The organism is Thiomonas sp. (assembly GCF_034007205.1).
Classification (GTDB): Bacteria; Pseudomonadota; Gammaproteobacteria; order Burkholderiales; family Burkholderiaceae_C; genus Thiomonas.
Genome location: NZ_JAVERI010000002.1, coordinates 176,915 through 200,467 on the forward strand (window position 1 = coordinate 176,915; position 23,553 = coordinate 200,467).

Annotated in this window: 22 protein-coding genes; 11 read left to right on the plus strand and 11 right to left on the minus strand. The window is 67.3% G+C overall.

Annotation, left to right across the window (positions count from 1 at the left end; translation table 11 throughout):
* Positions 1-3 precede the first annotated feature (3 nt).
* A complete protein-coding gene (locus RBR52_RS02510) occupies positions 4-741 on the minus strand; it encodes a DsbC family protein (protein WP_320375593.1) in 738 nt (245 codons plus the stop codon).
* Between the two features lie 6 nt (positions 742-747).
* Positions 748-2,094, minus strand: a complete 1,347-nt coding sequence (locus tag RBR52_RS02515; RefSeq protein ID WP_320375594.1) for an FAD-dependent monooxygenase — start codon at positions 2,092-2,094, stop codon at positions 748-750.
* 141 nt (positions 2,095-2,235) lie between these two features.
* On the opposite strand from RBR52_RS02515, the gene RBR52_RS02520 reads away from it, so the two are divergent.
* Positions 2,236-4,572: an AsmA family protein gene (locus tag RBR52_RS02520; protein WP_320375595.1), complete on the plus strand. Its 2,337-nt coding sequence runs from the start codon at positions 2,236-2,238 to the stop codon at positions 4,570-4,572.
* Positions 4,573-4,617: 45 nt separating this feature from the next.
* Here RBR52_RS02520 and RBR52_RS02525 read toward each other — a convergent pair whose 3' ends face one another.
* The 3 genes from RBR52_RS02525 to RBR52_RS02535 are packed head-to-tail and all read right to left on the minus strand — an operon-like array spanning position 4,618 to position 6,626.
* Positions 4,618-5,124: a TPM domain-containing protein gene (locus tag RBR52_RS02525; protein WP_320375596.1), complete on the minus strand. Its 507-nt coding sequence runs from the start codon at positions 5,122-5,124 to the stop codon at positions 4,618-4,620.
* Between the two features lies 1 nt (position 5,125).
* Positions 5,126-5,998 (minus strand): TPM domain-containing protein, encoded by an 873-nt coding sequence (locus tag RBR52_RS02530; protein ID WP_320375597.1) that lies wholly within the window; start codon positions 5,996-5,998, stop codon positions 5,126-5,128.
* Positions 5,999-6,005: 7 nt separating this feature from the next.
* Entirely contained in the window at positions 6,006-6,626 is a 621-nt protein-coding gene (locus tag RBR52_RS02535; protein WP_320375598.1) for a LemA family protein, read from the minus strand.
* A gap of 135 nt (positions 6,627-6,761) precedes the next feature.
* On the opposite strand from RBR52_RS02535, the gene RBR52_RS02540 reads away from it, so the two are divergent.
* On the plus strand, positions 6,762-7,670 hold the full coding sequence (locus tag RBR52_RS02540) for a tetratricopeptide repeat protein (protein ID WP_320375599.1): 909 nt from the start codon (positions 6,762-6,764) through the stop codon (positions 7,668-7,670).
* A gap of 12 nt (positions 7,671-7,682) precedes the next feature.
* Entirely contained in the window at positions 7,683-8,504 is an 822-nt protein-coding gene (locus RBR52_RS02545) for a PPK2 family polyphosphate kinase (RefSeq protein ID WP_320375600.1), read from the plus strand.
* A gap of 88 nt (positions 8,505-8,592) precedes the next feature.
* On the opposite strand, the gene tldD is transcribed toward RBR52_RS02545, so the two are convergent.
* The 3 genes from tldD to pyrF form a co-directional block, all read right to left on the minus strand.
* Positions 8,593-10,056 carry a metalloprotease TldD gene (tldD, locus tag RBR52_RS02550; protein WP_320375601.1) on the minus strand — a complete coding sequence of 488 codons (1,464 nt, stop codon included), beginning with the start codon at positions 10,054-10,056 and terminating at the stop codon, positions 8,593-8,595.
* Between the two features lie 75 nt (positions 10,057-10,131).
* Positions 10,132-10,626 (minus strand): cyclic pyranopterin monophosphate synthase MoaC, encoded by a 495-nt coding sequence (gene moaC, locus RBR52_RS02555; RefSeq protein ID WP_320375602.1) that lies wholly within the window; start codon positions 10,624-10,626, stop codon positions 10,132-10,134.
* Positions 10,623-11,492: an orotidine-5'-phosphate decarboxylase gene (pyrF, locus tag RBR52_RS02560; protein WP_320375603.1), complete on the minus strand. Its 870-nt coding sequence runs from the start codon at positions 11,490-11,492 to the stop codon at positions 10,623-10,625. Before pyrF ends, moaC begins: the two co-directional genes overlap by 4 nt.
* 167 nt (positions 11,493-11,659) lie before the next feature.
* Here pyrF and dacB point away from each other — a divergent pair, with 167 nt between their 5' ends.
* From dacB to RBR52_RS02600, 8 genes are all read left to right on the plus strand, one after another.
* On the plus strand, positions 11,660-13,105 hold the full coding sequence (dacB, locus tag RBR52_RS02565; RefSeq protein WP_320375604.1) for a D-alanyl-D-alanine carboxypeptidase/D-alanyl-D-alanine-endopeptidase: 1,446 nt from the start codon (positions 11,660-11,662) through the stop codon (positions 13,103-13,105).
* Between the two features lie 455 nt (positions 13,106-13,560).
* On the plus strand, positions 13,561-14,697 hold the full coding sequence (locus RBR52_RS02570) for an NAD(P)H-dependent glycerol-3-phosphate dehydrogenase (RefSeq protein ID WP_320375605.1): 1,137 nt from the start codon (positions 13,561-13,563) through the stop codon (positions 14,695-14,697).
* Positions 14,698-14,708: 11 nt separating this feature from the next.
* Positions 14,709-15,479 (plus strand): HAD-IIB family hydrolase, encoded by a 771-nt coding sequence (locus RBR52_RS02575; RefSeq protein ID WP_320375606.1) that lies wholly within the window; start codon positions 14,709-14,711, stop codon positions 15,477-15,479.
* Positions 15,436-16,917: a glucosylglycerol-phosphate synthase gene (gene ggpS / locus RBR52_RS02580; protein ID WP_320375607.1), complete on the plus strand. Its 1,482-nt coding sequence runs from the start codon at positions 15,436-15,438 to the stop codon at positions 16,915-16,917. Before RBR52_RS02575 ends, ggpS begins: the two co-directional genes overlap by 44 nt.
* A gap of 16 nt (positions 16,918-16,933) precedes the next feature.
* Entirely contained in the window at positions 16,934-18,055 is a 1,122-nt protein-coding gene (locus RBR52_RS02585; protein ID WP_320375608.1) for a mechanosensitive ion channel family protein, read from the plus strand.
* A 36-nt stretch (positions 18,056-18,091) separates the two neighbouring features.
* Entirely contained in the window at positions 18,092-19,189 is a 1,098-nt protein-coding gene (locus RBR52_RS02590) for a mechanosensitive ion channel family protein (protein ID WP_320375609.1), read from the plus strand.
* Between the two features lie 221 nt (positions 19,190-19,410).
* The gene (locus RBR52_RS02595; protein WP_320375610.1) at positions 19,411-20,121 is read left to right on the plus strand and encodes a response regulator transcription factor; all 711 of its coding nucleotides are present in this window, start codon (positions 19,411-19,413) and stop codon (positions 20,119-20,121) included.
* Complete coding sequence (locus RBR52_RS02600; RefSeq protein ID WP_320375611.1) at positions 20,114-21,628, plus strand: sensor histidine kinase; 1,515 nt, start codon at positions 20,114-20,116, stop codon at positions 21,626-21,628. The genes RBR52_RS02595 and RBR52_RS02600 overlap by 8 nt, the downstream gene beginning before the upstream one ends.
* Here the strand turns inward: RBR52_RS02600 and RBR52_RS02605 are convergent, their stop codons facing one another.
* The 3 genes from RBR52_RS02605 to RBR52_RS02615 are packed head-to-tail and all read right to left on the minus strand — an operon-like array spanning position 21,629 to position 23,529.
* Positions 21,629-21,916: a hypothetical protein gene (locus tag RBR52_RS02605; RefSeq protein ID WP_320375612.1), complete on the minus strand. Its 288-nt coding sequence runs from the start codon at positions 21,914-21,916 to the stop codon at positions 21,629-21,631.
* Between the two features lie 5 nt (positions 21,917-21,921).
* The gene (locus tag RBR52_RS02610) at positions 21,922-22,548 is read right to left on the minus strand and encodes a YbhB/YbcL family Raf kinase inhibitor-like protein (protein ID WP_320375613.1); all 627 of its coding nucleotides are present in this window, start codon (positions 22,546-22,548) and stop codon (positions 21,922-21,924) included.
* Between the two features lie 45 nt (positions 22,549-22,593).
* Entirely contained in the window at positions 22,594-23,529 is a 936-nt protein-coding gene (locus RBR52_RS02615; RefSeq protein ID WP_320375614.1) for a cation diffusion facilitator family transporter, read from the minus strand.
* Positions 23,530-23,553 lie beyond the last annotated feature (24 nt).

Sequence of the window (23,553 nt, forward strand, 5' to 3'; positions counted from 1 at the left end):
GGCTTACTTGACCGCAGCCAGCTTTTTCTCGACTTCTTCCTGCGGCAGGGCGCCTTCCATGCGGCTGCCATCCATGAAAATCAGCGTGGGGGTGGACGCAATGCCCAGTTTCTCCGCCAGTTCCACATTGGCCTTGAGCGGATCGACGCAGCTCGCGGCGGCCTTGGGCGGCTGCACCTGATTGTTCATCCACGCCAGCCAGGCCTTGCTGCGGTCGGGGGTGCACCAGATGTCGCGCGCCTGCTGCATCGACTCGCGGCGGATGATGGGCACGACGAACACATGCAGCGTGACATTGCTCATCTTCTCCAGCGTGGCTTCCATCTTGTGGCAGTACGGGCAGTACGGGTCTTCAAAAATGGCGATCTGGCGCTTGCCGTTGCCGAAAACCAGCTTGAACGAGTCCTTGAAGGGCAGATCCTTCCAGTTCACCCGGCGCAATTCGTCGATGCGGGCCTTGGTGACGTTGGTCTGGGTCTTGGTGTCGAAAATCTCGCCCGCGAACAAAAAAGTGGCCTTGGCATCGGTGTAGAAAATCTTGCTGCCGACGTCCACTTCATACAGCCCGGCATAAGGGGTTTTGATGATCTTGGCGCTGGCGGGCAGGCCGGGCATGACTTTGTCGAGCGCGGCGCGGATTTCCGAAACGTTTTGCGCCATGACCGGCACAGACAAAAAGGCCGCGGACAGTGCAGCCCCGCGCAGCACGCGCAGGACGAAGCGGGAGAGCAGGGAGTTCATGTGGGCTCAGACAAGATAGGGAAGACCCGAAGCATAGCGGGTGAGCCACTGGCGGATCGGCGGCAGGGCATTGGCGGCCTGCAGACCCAGCGCGCGCAGCGGTCCAGGCACGAGGCTTTGCGGCCCGTACAGCCGGGCGAGCGCGTCGGTGGTGGTGGCCAGCGCCAGCACCTGTTCGGCCCGGGCGCGGGCATAACGGCGCAGCAGCCGCGGGTCGTGCACCGCCTGGCCCGCGCCGCGCTGCTGCAGGGTGCGGGCGAGCACCTGCACATCCTGCAGGCCCAGGTTCAGCCCCTGACCGGCCAGCGGATGCACGCGATGCGCCGCGTCGCCGATCAGCACCAGGCCTTCGGCCACGGTGCGACGGGCCAGTTGACGCTGCAGACGCCAGGCTGCCGCGCTGCCGGTGGCCTGCAGCGGCCCGAGGTGTTGCGCGCGCAGCGCGGGCAGATGGGCCTGAACCCGCTGCGCCAGCGCTTCGGGCGAGAGGGCCAGCAGTTCCTGCGCCAGTGACTCGGGGGCCGACCAGACCAGCGACACCATCGCCTGGCCGTGCAGCGGCGCCAGCGGCAGCAGGGCGATGACGCCGCTGTCGGGCAGTTCCCCCTCCCAACCTCCCCCGGCAAGCGGGGGAGGAGAGGACGGCGCTGCGCGAGACGAAGGATGCCCCTCCCAACCTCCCCCAGCAAGTGGGGGAGGAGAGGACGGTCTGCGGCCATCGGCGAAGGTCTGGAAGGCGACGCCCTCGTGCGGCGCGGCGCAGAGGAAATGGGCGACCACGCCGCGCTGCAGGTAGTCGTGCGTATCCAGCGCGATGCCCGAGACCTTGCGCACCAGGCTGTGCTCGCCGTCGGCGCCGATGAGCAGCGGGGTTTGCAGGGTGCGGCCCTCGGAGGTTTGCACCTGCCACCGCGCGGGTTGACCGGCATGTTCGGGAAGATGGCTCAAGCGCGCGGCCTGCGCCGGGTCGATGACCACGCGGCGCTCGAAGCGCAGCGCCAGATCGAGCGCGCCTTCGATGGCGTCGGCTTCGACGATCCAGGCCAGCGCTTCGCTGCGCGCGTCCTGGGCATCGAAGGCGAGCTGGGCGCCGTCGGCGCGGATGTGCATGGCCCGCACCGGCGCGATGCGCTCGGGCGGCATCTGCGGCCAGACGCGCAATTCTTCGAGCAATAGTCTCGATGCCGCATTGAGCGCATACACCCGCTGGGCATAGCCTTGGGCGGGCAGCGCCGCGGCCGGGCGTGCGCCCAGCAGGATGACATCGAGCCCGGCCTGCGCCAGGGCCAGCGCGCAGGCCTTGCCAGCAATGCCGCCGCCGCAGATCAGGAGGTCGGAAGAAGGAGAGGACATGGTGGAATGGCTGCGCTCGATGCGCGGTGTTTCTGAGGACTTCGGGCTGTTAGACAAGCTGCCTAGAATCAGCGGCCATGTTGACCGACAAAACCCGCATTGTGCCTCCGGTGCACCGGCTAAGCGGTGCAATCCCCGCCCATGACTGAGGTCACCGCGCCGCAGCCTGCCGCGCCCGCGCCGCGCAGGCGCTGGCCGATGCGTTTGCTCAAAGGGCTGCTGGCGGCCGTGCTGGCGGCGGTCATCCTGGTCGTGGGTGGCCTGAGCATTCTGCTGCTGACCTTCGATCCGAACCAGTACAAGGCCACGCTGATCCAGGTGGTGCAGGAGCGCGAGCACCGCACACTGACGCTGCCGGGTCGAATCGAGCTCAGGCTGTTTCCGCCCTTGACCCTGCGCACGGGGCCCTTCACCTTGAGCGAGCGCGATTCTCCTGCGCTGTTCGCCCGGGCCGACGACCTGCGGCTGCACCTCGATCTGTTCGCGCTGCTGCGGCGCAAGCTGGTGGTCGATCGGGTGGTGATGGTCAAGCCGCAGATTCATGTAGCCCGCAACGCGCAGGGGCGCTTGAACTTCGCCGATCTGCTGCCCGAAAATCAGCCTGGCCTCCAGCCCGAATCCGCGTCGGCGCGCAGCCCGCTGGGCCTGTCGGTGCACCGTCTGCAGGTGGAGCAGGGCGTGCTCGTTTATGACGACGACAAGGCGAAGATCCACGGCCAGCTCGACGGCCTCGACATCGGCCTTTCCGGGTTGGACGGGGGCAGCGCCGGGGCCTTGCATCTGCAGACCACGGCGCGCTTCGTTCAGCCGGTGCTGGCAACCCGCATCGTCCTGCGCGGCAAGTTGCGGGCCGAACCCGCACAGCACAGTCTGGCATTGACCGATCTGGTGATCTCGGCTCAGGGCGATGTGCCCGGGCTGAGAGCGATGCAGACCCAGATCAGCGCCGATCAGCTCGGTCTGTCCACGGGTTCGACTTGGGCGCTGACGGCGCGGCAATGGCGCATCAAGACCACGGGACGCACCGAGAGCGGCGACACCGCGAGCGCGCAGATGAGCCTGCCGACGCTGGACACCAAGGGCGACGCCGTGCAGATCGGGCCGCTCGAAGCCAGCGCCGAACTCGGCGCGGCGCAGCTGCTGCAGATGCAGTGCAAGACCCAGCAGGCCGCGGGCGCCTGGAGCGCGCTGCGCGTGCCCGTGGCGCAGTGCGATGTGCAGCGCGGGGTGAGTGGCAAACCGGGGGCGATGCGCCTGACTCTGGCCTCGCCGCTGCAACTCGATCTCGCGCACGCGCACTACTCGTTGCCCGCGATCAAGTTGTCGGGCCAGTTCGTCCCCGGAGCCCAGCCGCAGACCCTGGCGCTGCAGGGCAACGCGCAATACGACGGCGGCGAGGGCGTCAAAGGCCCCACCGCGCAGTTTCAGCTTCAGGGCCTGGTGGCGGGCAGCGGGGTGAAGTTCTCAGGCGGATGGGCGCAGCAAGGCATCCTGCGCTTGGACGCGAACGCCGACCGCGTCAACCTCGACGACTGGCTGCCGCCCGGCGCAGCGCAACCGAAGGCTGCCGCGCCCGTGCCCGCGCCTGCTGCCATCGACCTGTCGGCCTTTGAAAAATTCGGGCTCGACGCGCAGTTCAACATCGGCAGCCTGCTCTACAAGGGCATGCAATGGAGCGCGGTGCAGGGCCGGTTGACCAGCGACCGCAAGACCCTGGACTTGCAGCGCTTGAGCGCGCAGGGCTTTGGCGGCAGGGTGGACGCCAGCCTGCGGGTGAATCTGGCGCAGCAGCAGTATGCCCTGCAGCAGAGCGGGCGCGATGTCAGCGTGCAGCCGGTGCTGCAGGCTCTGGCGGGCAAGGATTTTCTGCTCGGCAAGGCCAACTGGAGCATGAACCTGACGGCACAGGGCAAGACCCTGCCCGCGCTCATCGCCAGCCTCTCGGGCCAGGCGCGGCTCGATGTGCGCAACGGCGCCGTCAAGGGCTTCGATCTGGCGCAGATGCTGCGCAACGCCCGCGCCCTGCTGGCGGCGCGCAAGGATGGGCAGTTTGCTGCTGCTGCCGGCGAACAGACCGATTTCACGTCCCTGGGCGCGACCTTTGCATTGCACGACGGGGTGGCGAAAAACAACGATCTGACCGTGCAGAGTCCGCTGTTGCGCGCGGGCGGCGAGGGCTGGTTCGATCTGCCCCGGCAGCGGCTGGACTATCTGCTGCTGCCCAGCGTCGTCGGTTCGTTGCCAGGGCTCGGCGGGTCCGATCTCGCGGCGCTGCGCGGCGTGACCGTGCCGGTCCGCATCTCGGGCAGTTTTGCTCAGCCGGCCTACACCGTGCTGTGGTCGCAGGCGGGGGGCAATTTGTTGAAACAGACGCTGAAAAACACCTTGCGGCACGAACTGCAGAAACAGTTGGCGCCCGACCAGACCGAGCCGCTGCAAAAGGTCGTTCCCGGTCTGTTCAAGGGTTTGTTTCCCTGACCCTTGCCAAGGAAGGCCGCATGGCCGACCCCGGGTGCACTCAAACTACATCCGCAGCACCACCGGCCAGTCGGGCAGTTCGTTGCGTTTTTCGCCGCTGCGCGCGGGCGCATGCAGAGCGAGCAGGCGGCTGACCTCGGCCACGCCGTGCAGCGCGGCGGCCTCGAAGCGGCCCTGGCGCAGCAGCGCTTCCATGCCGCGACACACCTGTTCCCATTGCGCAGCCGATACGCGCTCGCGCAGGCCGCGGTCGGCCACGATTTCCACATCGTGCTCGGCCAGCAGCAGGTAGATCAGCACGCCGTCGTTGTACTCGGTATCCCACACATGCAGGTGCGAGAACACCTCGATGGCGCGCTCGCGGGCGCTCAGGCCGCGCCAAAGCTCGGGCAGGTCGAGCGCGCCTTCCACGGCGAAACGGATTTCACTGCCGTGCGATTGTTCGGCCTCGCGGATGGCCCGGGCGATCGCGCCCAGCGTGCTCTGTGGAAAGGCCCGGCGGGTTTGCCAGGGGGCGAAGCGAAGGTGTCGCCACAGGCGGGATAAGCGCATCTCACCACCGGCCCGAAGCGCCGCCTCCGCCGAATCCGCCGCCGCCACCGCTGAATCCGCCCGAGCCGCGGTGACCGCCGCCGAAGCCGCCACCCAGTCCGCCCGGCCCGCCGCCCAAACGTATGCCGCTGAACACGGCGAGAAAGGCGAGCGCGCCGAATGTCAAACCCAGCCATGCCGAGCCGACCAGCCACCCCCCCACGCCGCCGGCGATCAGGCCGCTGAGCCCGGCGCCGACGGTGCGCCCGAGCGCGCTGCGCAGCACCGAGCCCAGCACGACCGCGCCGATCAGCACCATGAAGCCGATTTCCTGCGCGCTGGTGCGGTCGGCGCCTGGCCTTGCCGCCTGCGGCGGCGGCAACTGCTCGCCGTCGATCAGCTTCATCAGTTGTTGCACGCCGGCCTGCAGTCCGGCGAAATAGTCGCCTTGCTTGAACTTCGGGGTGATGATCTCGGCGATGATGCGCCGGGCGATGGCGTCGGGTATGGCGCCTTCCAGTCCGTAGCCCACTTCGATGCGCATCGCGCGGTCGTCCTTGGCGACGAGCAGCAGCACGCCATCGTCCTGTGCCTTGCGGCCGAGCTTCCACGCATCGACCACGCGAATGCTGTATTGCTCGATGGCCTCGGGCGCGGTGCTGGGCACCATGAGTATGGCGATCTGACTGCCCTTTTGCGCGGCAAAGGCGCGCAATTCCTGGTCCAGCGTGGCGGTCTGCTCCGGGGTCAGCGTGCCGGTGAGGTCGGTGACCGGCGCGGTGAGCGCGGGAATCGGCGCCAGCGCGGCTTGCGCCGTGAGGCCGAAGGCGCACCAGAGCAACGCGGCCAGCCACACCGCCAGCCAGCGTGCCAGCGAACTGCCAGACTGCCTCATGCCGTCCTTACCGGGACGCGGCGGGCGCGGGCGCCATGCCGCCGAAATCCACCTTGGGTGCCACCGAAATGGCCTTCTCGTTCTCCACGGTGAAACTGGGCTTGACCTTCATGCCGATGACCATGGCGGTGAGGTTGCTCGGGAACTGGCGCACCAGATTGTTGTAGTTCTGTACCGCCTCGATATAGCGCATGCGCGCCACGGCGATGCGGTTCTCCGTGCCTTCGAGCTGCGCCTGCAGATCGCGGAACACGCCATCGGCCTTGAGCTGCGGGTAATTTTCGGATACCGCGATCAGCCGCGACAGCGCGCTGGTCATCTGCGCCTGCGCTGCCTGGAACTTGGCGAAGGCGGCCGGATCGTTGATCAGTTCAGGCGTGGCCTGGACCTGGCCGACCTTGGCGCGCGCCTCGGTCACCTGCACGAACACGTCTTTTTCGTGCGCGGCATAACCCTTGACCACGTTCACCAGATTGGGCACCAGATCGGCCCGTCGCTGGTATTGGTTGAGCACTTCGGCCCAACTGGCCTTGACCTGTTCGTCGGACGACTGCAGGGCGTTGTAGCCGCATCCGCTCAGGCTCAGCAGGGCCAGGGAAAGCAGCACGAGGGATATCCAGCGGCGCATGAAAGAGTCTCCGGAAAAGGGGGATTGAACGCGGGAAGAAACACGTTGAAACAAGAGTGCAAGCATAGCGCCGGATGGTTCCGTTCCGGGGCGAGTCGGCGGTATGCTGCATGCCTGCAAAAATTCGTCGCCTCCATGAGTTCATCCACTGCTGCCGAGCTCGATCTCGGCATTCACACGCAACCGCCGCGGCACCTCGATTTCAGCGAGACGCAGCATCCGCTCGAAGTTCTGGCACACGAGGGCGATGCGGCCGCCCAGGAGTGGCTGGGCGCGCACTACCACGACCGCAAGGATTTCGTTCATGCGGCGCACTGGTACCGCAAGGCCGCCGATCAGGGTTCTGCCGGAGCCAGGTACAACCTGGGCTGGCTGTATGTGCATGGGCATGGCGTCGAGCAGGACGATGCGCAGGCGCTGGCCCTGTGGGAACAGGCATCCGAAGCGGGGTTGGCCCGGGCGATGAATGGCCTGGGTTTTTTGTACGAACACGGGCGCGGCGTGCCCCGCAGCGACGAACAGGCACGACACTGGTACCAACGCGCAGCGCAGGCGGGCGACGCCGAAGGTCAATGCAATTTCGGCGTTTTCCTGCTCCAGGGGCGCGGCGGCGCGGCCGATGCCGCAGAAGCCGCCGCCATGTTCTCGAAAGCGGCGAAACAGGGCCACCGCGAAGCCTGTTACCGCTATGGTCATCTCTTGCTCACCGGCCAGGGCGTTGCCGTCGATGAAGCGCAGGCCGCAGCCTGGCTGCGCAAGGCCGCCGAGATGGGCCAATCTGCCGCGCAGCGTGATCTGGCTGCGCTGCTGGCGTTGGGTCGTGGCGTGGCGCAAGACCATGTCCAGGCGGCGGGTTGGTATCAGCGCGCCGCCGAACAGGGCGATGCGCAGGCGCAGTTCAGTCTGGGCGTGCTGTATTACCGCGGACTGGGCAAGCCGCAGGATGCGGACAAGGCGCTGCAATGGTGGGAGCGTGCGGCAGCGCAGGGTGAGGAGCGCGCCATCAAGAATCTGGCGCTGCTCGCCAAGGGCGTGCGGCGTTGAACGGGGCGGCTGATGGCCACGCTGACTGATTTACGCCGCCTGCGGGTGGAACCGGGCGAGTCGCTCGATCTGGCCGATCGCCCCACGCAGATCGACCTGCCGGGTGATCCTTCCAAAGACGAGATCGAAGCCGAGCTCGACGGCCTGCGCGGGAGAATCGGCGAGTTGCAGGATGCGATGTTCACGCGGCGCGCCCAGGCACTGCTGGTGATCCTGCAGGGCATGGACTCCGCAGGCAAGGACAGCACGACCAAGGCGGTGTTCACCGGCGTCAATCCGCTGGGCGTGCGCGCGGCGTCGTTCAGCGTGCCCACGCCACAGGAACGCCGACGCGATTTTCTCTGGCGGGCACACGCGCAGGTGCCGTCTCTGGGCTGCATCGGCGTGTTCAACCGCAGCCATTACGAAGAACCGGTGATCCGCCGGGTGCACGGCGAGTTGAAAAACGGCGAGATGAAGCGCTACCTGCGGCAGATCGCCGACTTCGAGCAGATGCTCGCCGAGTCGGGCACGGCCATCGTCAAGTGTTTCCTGCACCTGAGCTTCGACGAGCAGCGCGAGCGCCTGCAGGAACGCATCGACAACCCGCTGAAGCACTGGAAGTTCGATCCGTCCGATCTGCAGGAGCGGCAGTATTGGAAACCTTATCAGGCCGCCTACGGCGAGGCGCTCGCGCGCACCAGCTTCGATCACGCGCCCTGGTATGTCGTCCCCGCCGATCGCAAGCCGGTGCGCAACCTGATCGTTGCGCGGCTGGTGGTGCAGCATCTGCAGGCGCTGAAGCTGCCGCCGCCCGAGCGCAAGCCCGAACTCGCCGGGCTGAAGGTGGAGTGATCAAGGCATGCGGCGCAGGCTGCCATCGCGCAGAACGAAGGCGGGGTAGAGCGCAGCGACGGGTGAAAGTCCGAAAAAACCCACCCACTCAGCCCGTGCCGCCCACGGTCACGCCGTCGATGCGCAGGGTGGGCTGGCCCACGCCGACGGGCACGCTCTGGCCTTCCTTGCCGCAGGTGCCCACGCCGCTGTCCAGGCGCAGATCGCGTCCGATCATGCTCACGCGGGTGAGGGCGTCGGGGCCGTTGCCGATCAGCGTGGCGCCTTTCACCGGGTAGAGCGGCTTGCCCTTTTCCACCCACCAGGCAACGCTTGCGGAGAACACGAATTTGCCGCTGGTGATGTCCACCTGGCCGCCGCCGAAGTTCACCGCATACAGGCCGCGGTCGATGCTGGCGAGGATTTCCGCCGGATCGCGGTCGCCCGCCAGCATATAGGTGTTGGTCATGCGCGGCATGGGCACATGGGCGTAGCTCTCGCGGCGGCCATTGCCGGTGGGCGCGCGGCCCATCAGCCGGGCGTTGAGCATGTCTTGCATATAGCCGACCAGAATGCCGTCTTCGATCAGCACATTGCGCTGCGTCGGGTTGCCTTCGTCGTCGACATTGAGCGAGCCGCGCCGGTCTGGCAGGGTGCCGTCGTCGAGCACGGTCACGCCGCGGGCGGCCACGCGCTGGCCCATGCGGCCGGAGAAGGCGCTCGATCCCTTGCGGTTGAAGTCGCCTTCCAGACCGTGGCCCACCGCCTCGTGCAGCAGCACGCCGGGCCAGCCGGGGCCGAGCACCACGCTCATCTCGCCAGCGGGCGCGGGGCGCGATTCGAGATTCACCAGCGCGGTGTTCACCGCCTCGTCGACATACTGCTCGATGAGGGCGTCGTCGAAATAGCCCAGGCTGTAGCGCCCGCCGCCGCCCGACGAACCGGATTCGCGCCGCCCGTTCTGCTCGACGATGACGTTCACGCTCAGCCGAACCAGCGGACGCACGTCGGCAGCGAGCAGGCCGTCTGAACGCAGCACCAGCATCACGTCGTGCTCGCCGCCCAGGCTGGCCATGACCTGCACCACGCGCGGATCCTTGGCGCGCGCCAGCCGGTCCACCTTTTGCAGCAGCGCCACCTTGGCGTGGGAATTGAGCGCAGAGATCGGATCGGTCGCCCCGTAGAGCACGCGCGCCGCGCTGCGCCGGGTGTCGGCAGGCACCCTGGCGCTGCCGTGGCCGGCGCGGGCAATGCTGCGTACCGTGTCGGCGGCTTCGAGCAGCGCCATCTCGGAAATCTCGTCGGAATAGGCGAAGGCGGTTTTCTCGCCCTGCACCGCGCGGATGCCGAAGCCCTGCTCGATGTCGAAGCTGCCGGACTTCACCAGGCCCTCTTCCAGACTCCAGCCTTCGGAGCGGGTGTATTGCAGATAGACGTCGGCGTAGTCGAGCTTGTGCTCGAACACCTTGGCGAGCGCACGCTGCAAGGCGGACTCATCGATCTGATAGGGGTCGAGCAAGACGCGGCGCGCCTCGTCCAGGCGCAACAGCGCGGGTTCGGTCATCATGTTCATGGGCGCGATTGTAGGAACAGCGGCATGTCCCTGCGCGCGGGTCGGTTCAGGCGCGCTGCCCGCTCAGGCTAACAGTCACGAAGCGATCCAGTCGCCCGACTTGCCGCCGTGCTTTTCGAGCAGACGCACGCCGTCGATGGTCATGCCGCGGTCCACCGCCTTGCACATGTCGTAGATGGTGAGCAGGCCGATCTGTACGGCGGTGAGCGCTTCCATCTCGACGCCGGTGCGGCCGCGGGTTTCGGCGGTGACGGTGCAGTGGATGCTGCTGTCCTCGGGCTGCAGCCGGAAGTCCACCGCCACGCGGTTGAGGGCGATGGGGTGGCACAGCGGAATGAGGTCGGCGGTGCGCTTGCTCGCCATGATGGCGGCGGTGCGGGCGACGCCGATGACGTCGCCTTTCTTCGCGCTGCCGCCCTGCACCAGGGCGAAGGTGGCGGGCTGCATGCGGATGCAGCCGGTGGCCACGGCAACGCGATGCGTTTCATCCTTCGCGCCGACATCGACCATATGCGCCTGGCCGGTGGCGTCGAAGTGGGTGAGGTTGGGTTCTGGAGTGGAGGAATTCATGGTGCGGAGTGCGCTCGGGCGGCGGCGTGGGCCTCCTGATTGATGGCGTCGCGCAGGCGGCGGGCTTCGCGTCTTGCGGCATCGACAAAATCGCGCCCGCTGCTGGCGTAGAGCACGCTGCGCGAGGCGTTGATGAGGAAATGGCCGCGCGCCGCGCGCACGGTGGCGGCGAGGTCGCCGCCCTGAGCGCCGATGCCGGGAATGAGCAGCGGCGCCTGCGGCGCGACGGCGCGGATGCGTTCGATGTCGGCCGGGTTGGTGGCGCCGGCCACCAGGCCGTTCTGCCCGTGGCGGTTCCAGTCCAGCGCGGCCAGCCGCGCCACGCGCTCGAACAGCAACTCATCTCCGAGGTGGCTTGTCGCCGCGGTGTGAGCGATGGGCAGGGTCTGCAGGTCCGCGCCGCCGGGATTGGAGGTGCGGCACAGCACGAACAGGCCGCGCTCGGGATAGGCGAGATAGGGTTCGATCGAATCCAGGCCCATATAGGGCGAGACGGTCAGCGCGTCGGCATCGAAGCGCTCGAAGGCTTCGCGGGCGTATTGCTGCGCGGTGGCGCCGATGTCGCCGCGCTTGGCGTCGAGGATGACGGGCACCCCTGGCGCCGTCTTGCGGATGTGGGCGACGAGGCGTTCGAGCTGGCCCTCCGCGCCCAGCGCGGCGAAGTAGGCGATCTGCGGTTTGTAGGCGCAGACCAGATCGGCCGTGGCATCGACGATGGCGGCGCAGAAGTCGTATAGCCGCAGCGGGTCGTGGGTCCAGGGCGCGGGAAAGCGCGAGGGCTCCGGATCGAGACCCACGCACAGCGCCGAGTTGTTGCGCTCGGCGGCCTCTTGCCACTGAAAGGTGAAGGGGTTGCGGGACGTCATGATGCGGCGCATTGTAGGCAGGGGATGGGGCATCAGCACGCGCCGGGCCGCCCCAAGCGTGCTGCGCCCCCTCGGGGAGAAGCGAACGCCGTGAGCGTGGGGGCTTTTCCAGCCCCGCCTGACGGCCAGCCTCTACCATTTGCACGTCATTCTCCGCCGTTCAAGCCATGCAATCCAGTCGCCGCCGTTTTCTCGCTTCTTCTTTGGCTCTGGGAGGCGCCCCGCTGCTGGCGCGGGCGCAGCAGATCGGCCTGGGCGCATCGACGGCGCTGCCCGCTGGCGTGGCGCAGGCGCTGGCCACTGCGCGCATTCCGCAGCAGTCCTGCGCCTTTGTGCTGCAGGCGCAGGACAGCGCAACGTCCGAGCTTTTTTTCAACGCCGATGCGCTGATGAATCCGGCCTCGGTGCTCAAGCTGGTGACCACCTATGCCGCGCTGCGCATCCTCGGCCCGGCCCATGTGTGGAAGACGCCGGTGTACGCCACGGGGCCGATCCGCGCCGGGGTGCTGCAGGGCGATCTGGCCTTCGTCGGCAGCGGCGACCCGCATCTGATGGCCGACAACCTGTGGAGCATCGCGGGGCGCCTGCGCGATCTGGGCATCCGCCGAATTCGTGGCGACGTGCTCATCGACCGCCAGGCTTTCGATCTGCCGCCGCACGATCCCGCCGCCTTCGACGGCGACGCCACCGCGCCCTACAACGTCGGCCCCGATGCGTTTCTGGTGAACTTCGGCGTGCTGCGCCTGGGCTTCGTGCCCGACGCGCAGGCTCGTCAGGTGCGCGTCACGGTGGAGCCGCCGCTGGCGGGCTTCGATCTGCGCGAAGCGCCCAGGCTCACCACGGCCGCCTGCGGCAACTGGAAGGACAGGCTGGGCGCCGACTGGAAGCAGCCCTTCGCCCCGCGCTTTTCCGGGGGCTACGCGGCGGCCTGCGGCCCGCAGACCTGGAACATCGCCCCCGAAGTGAGCGACAACGCCTATGTGCAGCGCCTGCTGGGCGCGCTGTTCGCGCAGGTCGGCATCGCCTGGAACGGGCAGGTGCGCACCGCCGATCTGCCCGCAGGCGCCACCGAGCTGACGGTGTGGGACTCGCCCGCGCTGGCGGTGATCGTGCGCGACATCAACAAATACAGCAACAACGTCATGGCGCAGCAGGTCTTCCTCACCCTGGCGCTGCAGGCCGGCGCGCAGCGCGCGACCTGGGAGGGTGCGCAGCAGGCGGTAATGCAATGGCTGTCTGCGCACGACCTGGCCATGCCGGGCCTGGTGCTGGACAACGGCTGCGGTCTGTCGCGCATCGCGCGCATTTCGGCGACTGACCTCAATGCGCTGCTGCGCGCGGCGTGGAACAGCCCGGTGATGCCCGAGTTCGTGTCGTCGCTTCCCCTGGCCGGAGAAGACGGCACGCTGCGCCGCCATTTCCGCGATCCCGACACGGCCGGGCGCATCCACGCCAAGACCGGCAGCCTCGACGGCGTGCTGTCGCTCGCCGGCTATGCGCAGGCCCGCAACGGGAGGCGCTACACCTTCGCCGCGCTGGTCAACGACCCGCGCGCCGGTGGCGCCTGGCCGGCGCTCGAAGCCTTCGTGGGCGGCTTCATGCAGGCGGCTTGATTCCCCCTGTTTTTTTGTTGCGCTGCAGCGAGCGCTTTCAGGGCGATATAGGCAGATCATCGGGCATCAACCCGATCTTCCTTGCATCGTTCCGAAATGAGTGGGTAATTTGGTGAGATTGATGTTTTAATTCTTGTTAAATTGCTTTACAATCTATTCATTGGTTTTTTGAATCGATGAGTCTCCAGAAATCTCTACGCAAGTAGCGAGTTCTGCTTGTGGTGTCTGGCCTGCGTGGGCCGGAGAAAAGAGCTGTCCATCCCATCCCTTGGGCGGCATCGGGGTTCATGCCCCTTGCTTCATGGCATTCGCGCTGAATGCCCACTGGCCGCGTCTGCACGCGCGGCCACCCAGTCGCCACGCTCCGCTTTGCCGGGCGTCCTGCCATCGGACAACTTTTTGGGTTGTCCACGACCTTGGGAGAGTCCATGCAGAACCCTGCTTCATCCTTGATCATGGGTCAACCGACCCGCGTCGCCGTGATCGGCGCCGGCGCTTGGGGCACGGCACTGGCCTGTGCCCTGCGGCGTGGTGGATTGGAGGTGCGCCTGTGGGCGCGCCGTCCCGATCTCACCCAGGCCATCGCGACTCAGGCGCGCAATCCGCGGCATCTGCCGGAACTGGAATTGCCTGCCGGCCTGAAGGCCGGCAGCCGGATGGCCGAGGTGCTCGACGGCGCCGATGCGGTATTCATGGCCGTGCCGTCGGCCGCGCTGCGCGAAGTCGCGCGGACCGCCGCGCCTTGGCTGCAGCGGCGTGCCGTGGTGCTGGCGGCCTGCAAGGGCATCGAGCAGGGCAGCGGCGCGCTGATGACTCAGGTGTTGCAGCGGGAACTGCGGCCCGATGTGCTGATCGGCGCCATTGGCGGGCCGAGCTTCGCGCATGAAGTGGTGCGCGGTCTGCCTGCGGCCTTGACTGTCGGCCTGCCTGCGCCGCGGCTGCGCCACGCCGTGGACGTACAGCGCCATGCGCAGCGCACGACGGGCGGACTGTGCGCGGCGTTCGCGGCGGGCGGCGTGCAAATCGACATGACCGACGACGCCATCGGTGTGCAGGTCGGCGGCGCGCTGAAGAACATGATCGCCATCGCCTGCGGCATGGCCATGAGCTGCGAGCAGGGCGAGAACGCGCGTGCGGCCATCCTCACCCGCGGTCTGCACGACATGCGGCGCCTCACCCTGGCCCTGGGCGGTCGCCCCGAAACCCTGCTGTCGAGCGCGGGCGCGGGCGATCTGTTTCTCACCGCGTCTTCGGCGCAATCGCGCAACACCCGGCTGGGCATGCGGCTGGGCCGCGGCGAATTTCCCAGCGGCGAGGGCGAGCTGGCCGAAGGCGCCCTCAGCAGTCAGTCGGTGCAGGTTCTGGAACGGCGGCTGGGCTTGCGTCTGCATGTCGCGGCTGCGGTGCGCAATGTGCTGGGGCGGCGCCAGACTGCCGAAGCGGCTTTGCAGAGCCTGCTGAACCAGCCGGTGCAGCAGGACGACGCGCTGGGTTTTCCCGTCGCTTCAGCCGTGCATGCACACCGTTTGCTGCGCGACGCGCAGGGTTTGCGCCCCACCCTTTCCCGCGCGCAGTCGCGGCAGTCGCAATGAGGAAGAGGCCGATGCCAAAAACCATCCTGGCCACCGATCTCGATGGCACTTTCCTGGGCGGCAACGAGGCGCAGCGCGCGGCCTTGTATGAATGGATCGCGCAGCGCCGCAGCGAGATCGTGCTGATTTTCGTCAGCGGGCGCGGGCTGGACTTCATGCGCCAGCTCGCGCGCGAGCTGCCGGTGCAGCCCGATCATGTGATCGGCGATGTCGGCACCAGCGTGGGCACGGGCGCGGATTTCGCGCCGATTGCAGCGCTCGAACAATGGCTGGACGCAAGCTGGCCCGCAGACACGGCGCGGCAGATCGATGCCATCGTTCAACGCCATCCGACCTTGCAGCCCCAGCCGCTGCACGGCGGCCGCCGTCGCTCCTACTTTTATGGACACGCCGAACCCGCGTGGGCGGCGGCGAGCGAACTGCGGCGGCTGGGCTTCGACACCCTGATGTCGGACAACCAGTACTTCGACGTGCTGCCGCGCGGGGTGCAGAAGGGCTCGACCCTGCTGCGCACCCTGGCCGCGCTCGGCCTGCCCGCACACCGCACCCTGGTCGCGGGCGACACGCTCAACGATCTGTCGATGTTCCAGACCGGACTGACCGGCGTGGCCGTGAGCAACAGCGAGGCCGCGCTGGAGCAGGCCATCGCGCCGCATACCCATGTGTACCGCAGCGCGCAGCCGGGCGCGGCGGGGGTGCTCGACGCCTTGCAGCGATTTCATCAACAGGGGGATTTCAATGGCTTCATCTCTGGTCATCGTCTATCACAGACAACCGTATGAGGAACACGGCGAGGGCGGCCAGATCGTCCTGAAGGAAAACAGGAGTCCGAACGGCATCGTGCCCGCGCTCAAGGGCTTCATCGGCCAGGTTGACCGGGCCAGTTGGGTGGCGTGGAAAAAATCGCCCGCGGGCAAGCCGGTGAAGTTCGAGCGCCGCATCACGGTGAATGACAGCTACGGCAGCTACGAGGTGGTGCGGCTGCCGCTCACGCCCGAGCAGATCGAGCAGTTCTATCACGTCGTCTCCAAAGAGGCGCTGTGGCCGGTGCTCAACAGCTTTCCCTCGCTTTACTCCACGGAGAACTGCCAGTGGAGCGTGTTCCGTGAGGTCAACCGCCTGTTCGCCGAGGCGGCGTGCGCCGAGGCCGCGCCAGGGGCGGTGATCTGGGTGCACGACTACAACCTGTGGCTGGTGCCGGGTTTCGTGCGGCAGATGCGCCCGGATGTGAAGATCGCCTTCTTCCACCACACGCCGTTTCCCGCGCCCGATGTGTTCAACATCCTGCCGTGGCGCGACGAAATCCTCGACAGCCTGCTCGACTGCGATCTGGTGGGTTTTCACGTGCCGCGCTACGCCCGCAACTTTGCCGCGCTGGTGCAGTCGCTGCGCAAAACCGAGGGCCTGGTCGAGCGCAAGGTCTACCCGGAACTGCAGGCCACCGGCACCGCGCTGTCCGAGCCGGTGACGCCGGTGTCGATCAACGCGGGCGGACGCATGATCCGCATCGACGCCTTTCCCATCGGCACGCATGCCGACCTCATCCGCAGCACGGTGCAAAAGTCGGAGAATCTTGCACGGGTGGCGGACATCCGCCGCGAAATGGCCGGGCAGACCGTCATCGTGTCGATCGGGCGGGTGGACTATGCCAAGGGCACGCGCGAAATGCTGCTGGCCTTCGAGCGGCTGCTGGTGCGCCGCCCCGAGCTGCACGGCAGGGTCCGGCTGCTGGTCACCGCGGTGGCCGCGGCCGACGGCATGCGCGTCTACAAGCGGGCGCAGCAGAACATCGAGCAGCTCGTCGGGCGCATCAACGGCCATCACGGCTCGCTCACCTGGACGCCCATCCTGCTCTCCACCACCCCCATGCCTTTCGAGGAGACGCTGAGCTATTACCGCGCCGCCGACATCTGCTGGATCACGCCGCTGCGCGACGGCCTGAACCTCGTGGCCAAGGAGTTCATCGCCGCGCACGTGAACGAGAGCGGCGTGCTGGTGCTGTCGGAGTTCGCCGGTGCCGCCGTGGAGCTGCGGGACGCCGTGCTGGTCAACCCCTACAGCCTCAGCCAGATGGACGACGCCATCGACCGCGCCCTGGACATGCCGCGCGACGAACAGCGCGAGCGCATGCAGCGCATGGATGCGCTCATCAGCCGTTACGACATCAGCCACTGGACCCGCCACGTGCTCGAACTGTTTGCGCAGTTGCGGGCGCAGTGAACGGGGTAGACCGTCGATGCGCACCGACCTGAACGCAAGCTGGGCGATGCTGTGGGCCTGGGTATCGTCCCATCCGCCCGACTCACTGGCTCTGGCGCTGACCTTGCTGGCGGCGCCGCTGTTCGTGCTGGGCGTGCGGTTGCTGCTCAAGGCCAGCGGGCCTGAGGGCATCTGGCAGTTTCTGTATGCGCACCTGCGCAGCCCGCTGCGGCTGGCATGGCTGCTGCTGGTGTTGCGTGTCGATGCGGGGCTTTTGCAGCAGCGGCTTCAGAGCTGGTCCTGGGTGATCGGGCCTTTGCATCTGAGCCTGATCGCCGCGCTGACCTGGCTGGCCATGCGTCTGGTGCGCGCGGGCGGAGAACTTGTGCTGCTGCGGCGCGGCGGCCTGCAACTGCCCGACGATCCCAATTTGCTCGACGTCAATCTGGAAGTGCGCGGCCTGCTCACCCGGGCCCGGGTACTCACGCGCGTGCTGAGCTTTCTCATACTGATCGTGGGTCTTTCCGTGGCGCTGATGAGCATTCCCGACGTGCGCCAGGTCGGCGCCAGCCTGCTGGCTTCGGCGGGGATCGCGGGAATCGTCGTCGGTCTTGCCGCACGTCCCGTGCTGAGCAATCTGCTCGCCGGCCTGCAGATCGCGCTGACCGAGCCCTTTCGCATCAACGACGTGCTCATCGTCGAGGGCGAGTGGGGGCGGGTGGAAGAGATCACCGGCACCTACGTGGTGTTTCGCGTGTGGGACGACAGGCGGCTGATCCTGCCGCTGCAGTGGTTCATCGAGCACCCGTTTCAGAACTGGACGCGCACCAGCGCCAGCCTGCTGGGCACGGTGTTCTTATGGGTGGACTACGCCACGCCGATCGAAGAACTGCGCCGTGAACTCAAACGCCTGTGCGCCGCCGATCCCGACTGGGACGGCCGCCTGGCCCTGGTGCACGTGACCGACGCCAACGAGACCGCTGTGCAGGTGCGCTTTCTGGTCAGCGCGGCCAATTCGGCGCGCGCCTGGGAGCTGCGCTGCCGCATCCGCGAAGGCATGATCGCCTATTTGCAGCGCGCCCAGCCGCAGCATCTGCCGCGTCATCGTGTCCAATGGCATGAGCAGGCGCCGAACGGCCCTGCGTCGTTTCAATCCTGATCATTCCTTCGGGTTTTCTCCGAGAAAGGCTGCGAGATGAGCGCATGGCTCTCCCTTCCCATTTTGGGCAACCCCCTGCAGAACTGGTTGATCGCGCTGGGCTGGCTGGTGCTGACCGTGGTGCTGGTCTCCGTCGTCAAGCCGGTTCTGGTGTCGTGGATCAGCGCGCTGGCGTCGCGCACCAGCAACCATTGGGACGACGCCTTGGGCAACGCCGTGCAGGGCACCCGCCTGCCGCTGGTCGCGCTCGTCGGCCTGTACCCGGCGGTGCAGAGCCTGACCCTGCCGGCTGCGGTGAGCCAATGGCTGTCGGGATTGGCGGCGGTGGGGCTGTTTGTGCAGATCGGGCTGTGGGTGTCGCGCTTTCTCGATTTCTGGATTCGCGTCTCGCGCGAGCGCGCCATCTCTCACGATCCCGAAACCGCCACCGGCCTGGCCGCGATGAGCTTCATCGCCCGGCTGGTGCTGTGGTCGCTGGTGTTTTTGCTGCTGCTCGACAACCTCGGCTTCAACGTCACCACCCTGCTGGCCGGTCTGGGCGTGGGCGGCATTGCCGTGGGCCTGGCGCTGCAGAACATCCTCGGCGACCTGTTCTCCAGCCTGTCCATCGTGCTGGACAAACCGTTTCAGATCGGGCACTTCGTCGATGTGGACGGGTTTACCGGCACGGTGGAGAACATCGGCCTGAAGACCACCCGCATCCGTTCGCTCAGCGGCGAGATCGTGGTGTTTTCCAACACCGACCTCACCAAGGCCCGGCTGCGCAACTACAAGTTCATGCAGGAGCGGCGCGTGGTGTTCGCCTTCGGCGTGACCTACGACACCCCGCCGGATACCCTGGCAGAAATTCCGTCTTGGGTGAAGGCCGTCGTCGAGCAGCAAGCCGATGTCCGCTTCGACCGCGCGCATTTCAAGGATTTCGGCGACTCCAGCCTGAATTTCGAAGTCGTTTACTGGATGACGACTCCCGACTACACCGCGTATATGGACGCGCAGCAGGCGATCAACCTCGGCCTGATGCGCGCGTTTGCGCCGCACGGCGTGGAATTCGCCTTTCCCACGCGCACCCTTCAAATCCAGCTTGCCGAGGCGCTGCCCGTCACTTTGCGCGAATCAAGTCCGGCAGGCTCCTAGGAGCCTGTCGGACTTGAGGATCGCGGGCTGCAAAAGGGCGGTGCGGCGCCCTGCGGCAGCGGCTTTTTGCCCCATAGCTTCGGCTATGGGGCTGCAAATCCGCCGCCACATGGCATCCACACGGCCCTTTTTCGCCTTCCGCGCCCCAAGTCCGGCAGGCTCCTAGAATCCGCGCCATAACATCCCGGGAACGGTGCCCAGACACCCGGGCGGAGACTTGCATGCGGATTCTGATTGCCGAAGATGACCGGGTCCTGGCCGATGGGCTGGTGCGCTCGCTGCGCGCCCTGGGCTATGCCGTCGATCAGGTGGCCGATGGCAACAGCGCCGACGCCGCGCTGCAGTCCAGCGAATTCGATCTGCTCATTCTCGACCTGGGGCTGCCGCGGCTGTCAGGCTTCGAAGTGCTGCGCAGATTGCGCGCGCGCGGCTCCACCGTGCCCGTGCTCATCCTCACTGCGGCGGACAGTGTGGAAGACAAGGTGCGCGGCCTCGACCTGGGCGCCGACGACTACATGGCCAAGCCCTTCGCCCTGCAGGAGCTCGAAGCGCGGGTGCGCGCCCTGTCGCGCCGGGGCATGGGCGGGGCCAGCGCCATCATCCAGCACGGCCCGCTGCAGTACGACATGACCGGCCGCGTGGTCACGCTAGACGGCCATGTGGTGGAACTCTCCGCGCGCGAGCTCACCCTGCTCGAAGTGCTGCTGCAGCGCGCCGGGCGGCTGGTGAGCAAGGATCAGCTCGTCGAGCATCTGTGCGTCTGGGGCGAGGAGGTGAGCACCAACGCCATCGAGGTCTATGTGCACCGGTTGCGCAAAAAGATCGAAGTCGGCCCGGTGCGCATCGCCACGGTGCGCGGCCTGGGCTACTGCCTGGAGAAAATCGCGCCGACCGTCCCACAGGTGACCAAGGCCTCGCGTCCCGATGCCTGAAATGCAGCAGCGGGGAGAGCCGGCCGAAAGGACGGGAAAGCGCAAACGCCGACACCATCCCCGTTCGCTGTTCGGCGAAATTCTCGACTGGATGCTCGCGCCCATGCTGGTGCTGTGGCCGCTGTCCATCGGCATCACCTATCTGGTGGCGCAGGCGATTGCCGCCAAACCCTACGACGCCGCGCTGCAGCACACGCTGCTGCAACTCGCCGCGCAGGTGCAGACTCAGGGTGTGCACGAAGCGGTGAAGTCGGCCCTGTGGCAGCAGACGCTGCGCCAGCCGCCTGCGGGCGGCCTGCTCGGCTACCAGGTGCGCAGCAGGACGGGTGCGCTGCTGGCCGGTGAGCCGGGGATGCCCGCGCCTGCGAGCCTGCCGCCGGCTCGCGCGACGGCGCACCTCACGGTCATCTGGCGCGACGGCGAGATCGACGCGCACGGTGCGCGACTGGCCGGAGCCTGGGTCTGGCCGCCGGCCCAGGCCGGGGCCAGCCCCACCGGGCCGGTGCTGGTGCAGGTGGCGCAGAGCATGGAGGCGCGCACGCGGCTGGCGCGCGACATCGTGCAGGGCGTCATCCTGCCGCAGTTCGTGGTGGTGCCGATTTTCATTCTGCTGGTGTGGTTCGGCCTCGGGCAGGGCATCGCGCCGCTCAACGAATTGCAGGCACGCATCCGTCGCCGTCGTGCCGACGACTTGAGCCCTATCGAAGAACAGGAAGCGCCAGAGGAGATCGCGCCGCTGGTCGATTCGATCAACAGCCTGTTCGCCCGCTTGCAGCAGTCGCTGCAGACGCAAAAGCGCTTCGTCGCCGACGCGGCGCACCAGATCAAGACGCCGCTGGCCGGTCTGCGCATGCAGGCCGAACTGGCGCAGCGCGAAACCGACCCCGACGAACTGCGCGCCAGCCTGCGGCAGATCGGGCGCAGCGTGGAGCGCACCACCCGGCTGGTCAACCAGTTGCTGGCGCTGACCCGCGCCGAAAACCAGGGCGGCGCGGCCCGCGCGGTATTCGAGACCATCGACCTGCGCCAGCCCGCTGCCGAGGCCATGCAGGAACTGGCCATGCTGGCGCTGGACAAGAAGCTGGAGCTGGAATTCGACAGCCCGCCGCAGCCGCTGCCGGTGCGCGGCAATGCCCTGCTGCTGCAGGAACTCATCAAGAACCTGCTGCACAACGCCATCACCTATACCCCGCCGGGCGGCAGCGTCGCCCTGCGGCTGCGCAGCGCCACAGCCGGTGATCTGCGCGCTGCGCCCTCGGTGCTGCTTCAGGTGGACGACAGCGGACCGGGCATTCCCGAAGCCGAGCGCGCGCTGGTGTTCGAGCCCTTCTACCGCATTCTGGACAACGGCAGCGAGGGCAGCGGTCTTGGGCTGGCCATCGTGCGAGAAATCGCCCGCCAGCATGAGGCCGAGATCACGCTGAGCGATTTGTCGCGGGGAGCATCTCGCCTGGGATTCAGGGTGCAGGTGCAGTTCGCCCGCATCGGCCCGGCTGCACTTGGCTGATCAGTCCTGCGTTTGGCCGCACTGTTTTTTGAGATGGTTGAGCTGGCCGTAGGTGATGGGTTTGCCGCCTGCTGCCAGCGCCTTGATGCCCTCGGCCATGCACGGGCTGTCGTTGGCGAGCTGCAGTTGGGGCGCGTCCACGGCTTGGTTCACCAGGCGCGCGCGCAGCAGGCTGAAAATGCCCACCAGCACCACGATGCCCAGCACGATGCCCAGCAGCCCGCTGAGCTGCACGTTCATGCCCTTTTTCTGCGGCGGGGGCGTCGGATCGCCTGGCGTGTCGGTCATGGATTTCAGCGCAGGGCCGGGTTGAGGGTGTAAGTGCCGGTCAGGCTGGCCTGGGCCAGCACATGTCCGGCGAGGGCGGCGCGCAGTTGAGCGCCGTTGAAAACGCCTTCCACCGGGCAGCGCGCCACGTCCAGCGCGTACAGCGTGAAGATGTAGCGGTGCAGCAGACTGTCGTTCCATGGCGGGCAGGGGCCGTCGTAGCCGAAGTACTGCCCGGCCATGTCCTGATCCCCGGCGAACCAGGCGGTGTAGTCGTTCACGCCCTGGCGCATGCCGTCTGAGCAGTCCGGCCCCGGCTTGCCGCGCGGGGTGATTTCATGGCTGAATTCCTTTTCGTCGATCTTCGTGCGGGTGGCGGGTATGTCCACCAGCAGCCAGTGATAGAAGTCCACGCGGGGCAGGTCCGCCGGGACGGAGTGGCCGTCGAGGTTGACGTCGTCGGCGCGGCTGGGCACATCGGGGTCGTGGCAGATCAGCACCAGGCTCTGCGCCTCCTGCGGCACGCCCGACCAGCTCAGCGGCGGGTTGAGGTTCTGCGACAGGGTGACATGGCCGACCGCCGAAGGTTTGCAAAAAGCGTATTGCGGTGGAATCGGCTGACCATCGGCAAAGGCAGGGCTGGTGAGTTGCATGAGTTTCTCCGGGGCAAAAGCGTGGGAACGAGGGGCGGACGGGTTTCAGTGCGGATGCGGGGCGGCGCCCGTCTGGCAGTCGGTGGTTGCGCTTCGCATCTGCGCATTTTCCTCCTGCAGGCTTTCCTGCGCCGAAGTCAGCATTTCGATGGTCACGGTCATGCCGGGATAGGCCTCGATCAGCGCCTTTTCCACGGCGTAACGGCAGTCGGCGGCGCGCTGCAGCGACCACTGGCCCGGCATGTGCAGGTGCATGGAAGCGAAGCGCCGGGTGCCGGCCACGCGGGTGCGCACATGGTCGAAGCGCATATCCTGCGAACGGAAACGGTCGAGCACGGCCTGCAGGCCGGCGAGATCGGCGGCGTCCATCGATTTGTCCATCAGGCCGTCGACCGAGCGCTTCACGAGCGAAAACGCTTCGCGCAGAATGTGCAGCGCCACCACGATGCCGATCACCGGGTCGAGCCAGAGCCAGCCGGTCAGCGGCACCAGCAGCACGGCGGCGATCACCCCGGCGGAGGTCCAGACATCGGTGAGCAGATGCCGGGCGTCGGCTTCGATGACGATGGAGCGCAGGCGCTTGGCGCCGCGCAGCATCCACAACGCGACAAAGAGGTTGATTGCCGTGGCCGCAGCAGAAATCACCGCACCCAGCGGCACGTCGCTGATGGCCTGCGGGTGGGTGAGTCGCTGGGCGGCTTCGATCAGGATGAGCGCCGCGGCCACGCCGATGAGCAGACCCTCGGCGCCGCTGGAGAAATACTCCGCCTTGGTGTGACCGTAAGGGTGGTCGGCGTCGGGCGGCGCTTCGGCGATGCGCACGATGAACAGCGCGAACGCGGCGGCGGCGACGTTGACGATGGATTCCATCGCGTCCGACAGAAAGCCCACCGAGCCGGTGACCTTCCAGGCCAGCAGCTTGAGGCTGATGACGACGAGCGCCGCAAGCAGCGAGGCGCGGAGGTAGGTTCTGGCTTGCATGCGTCAATTGTGCATGGCCTGCGT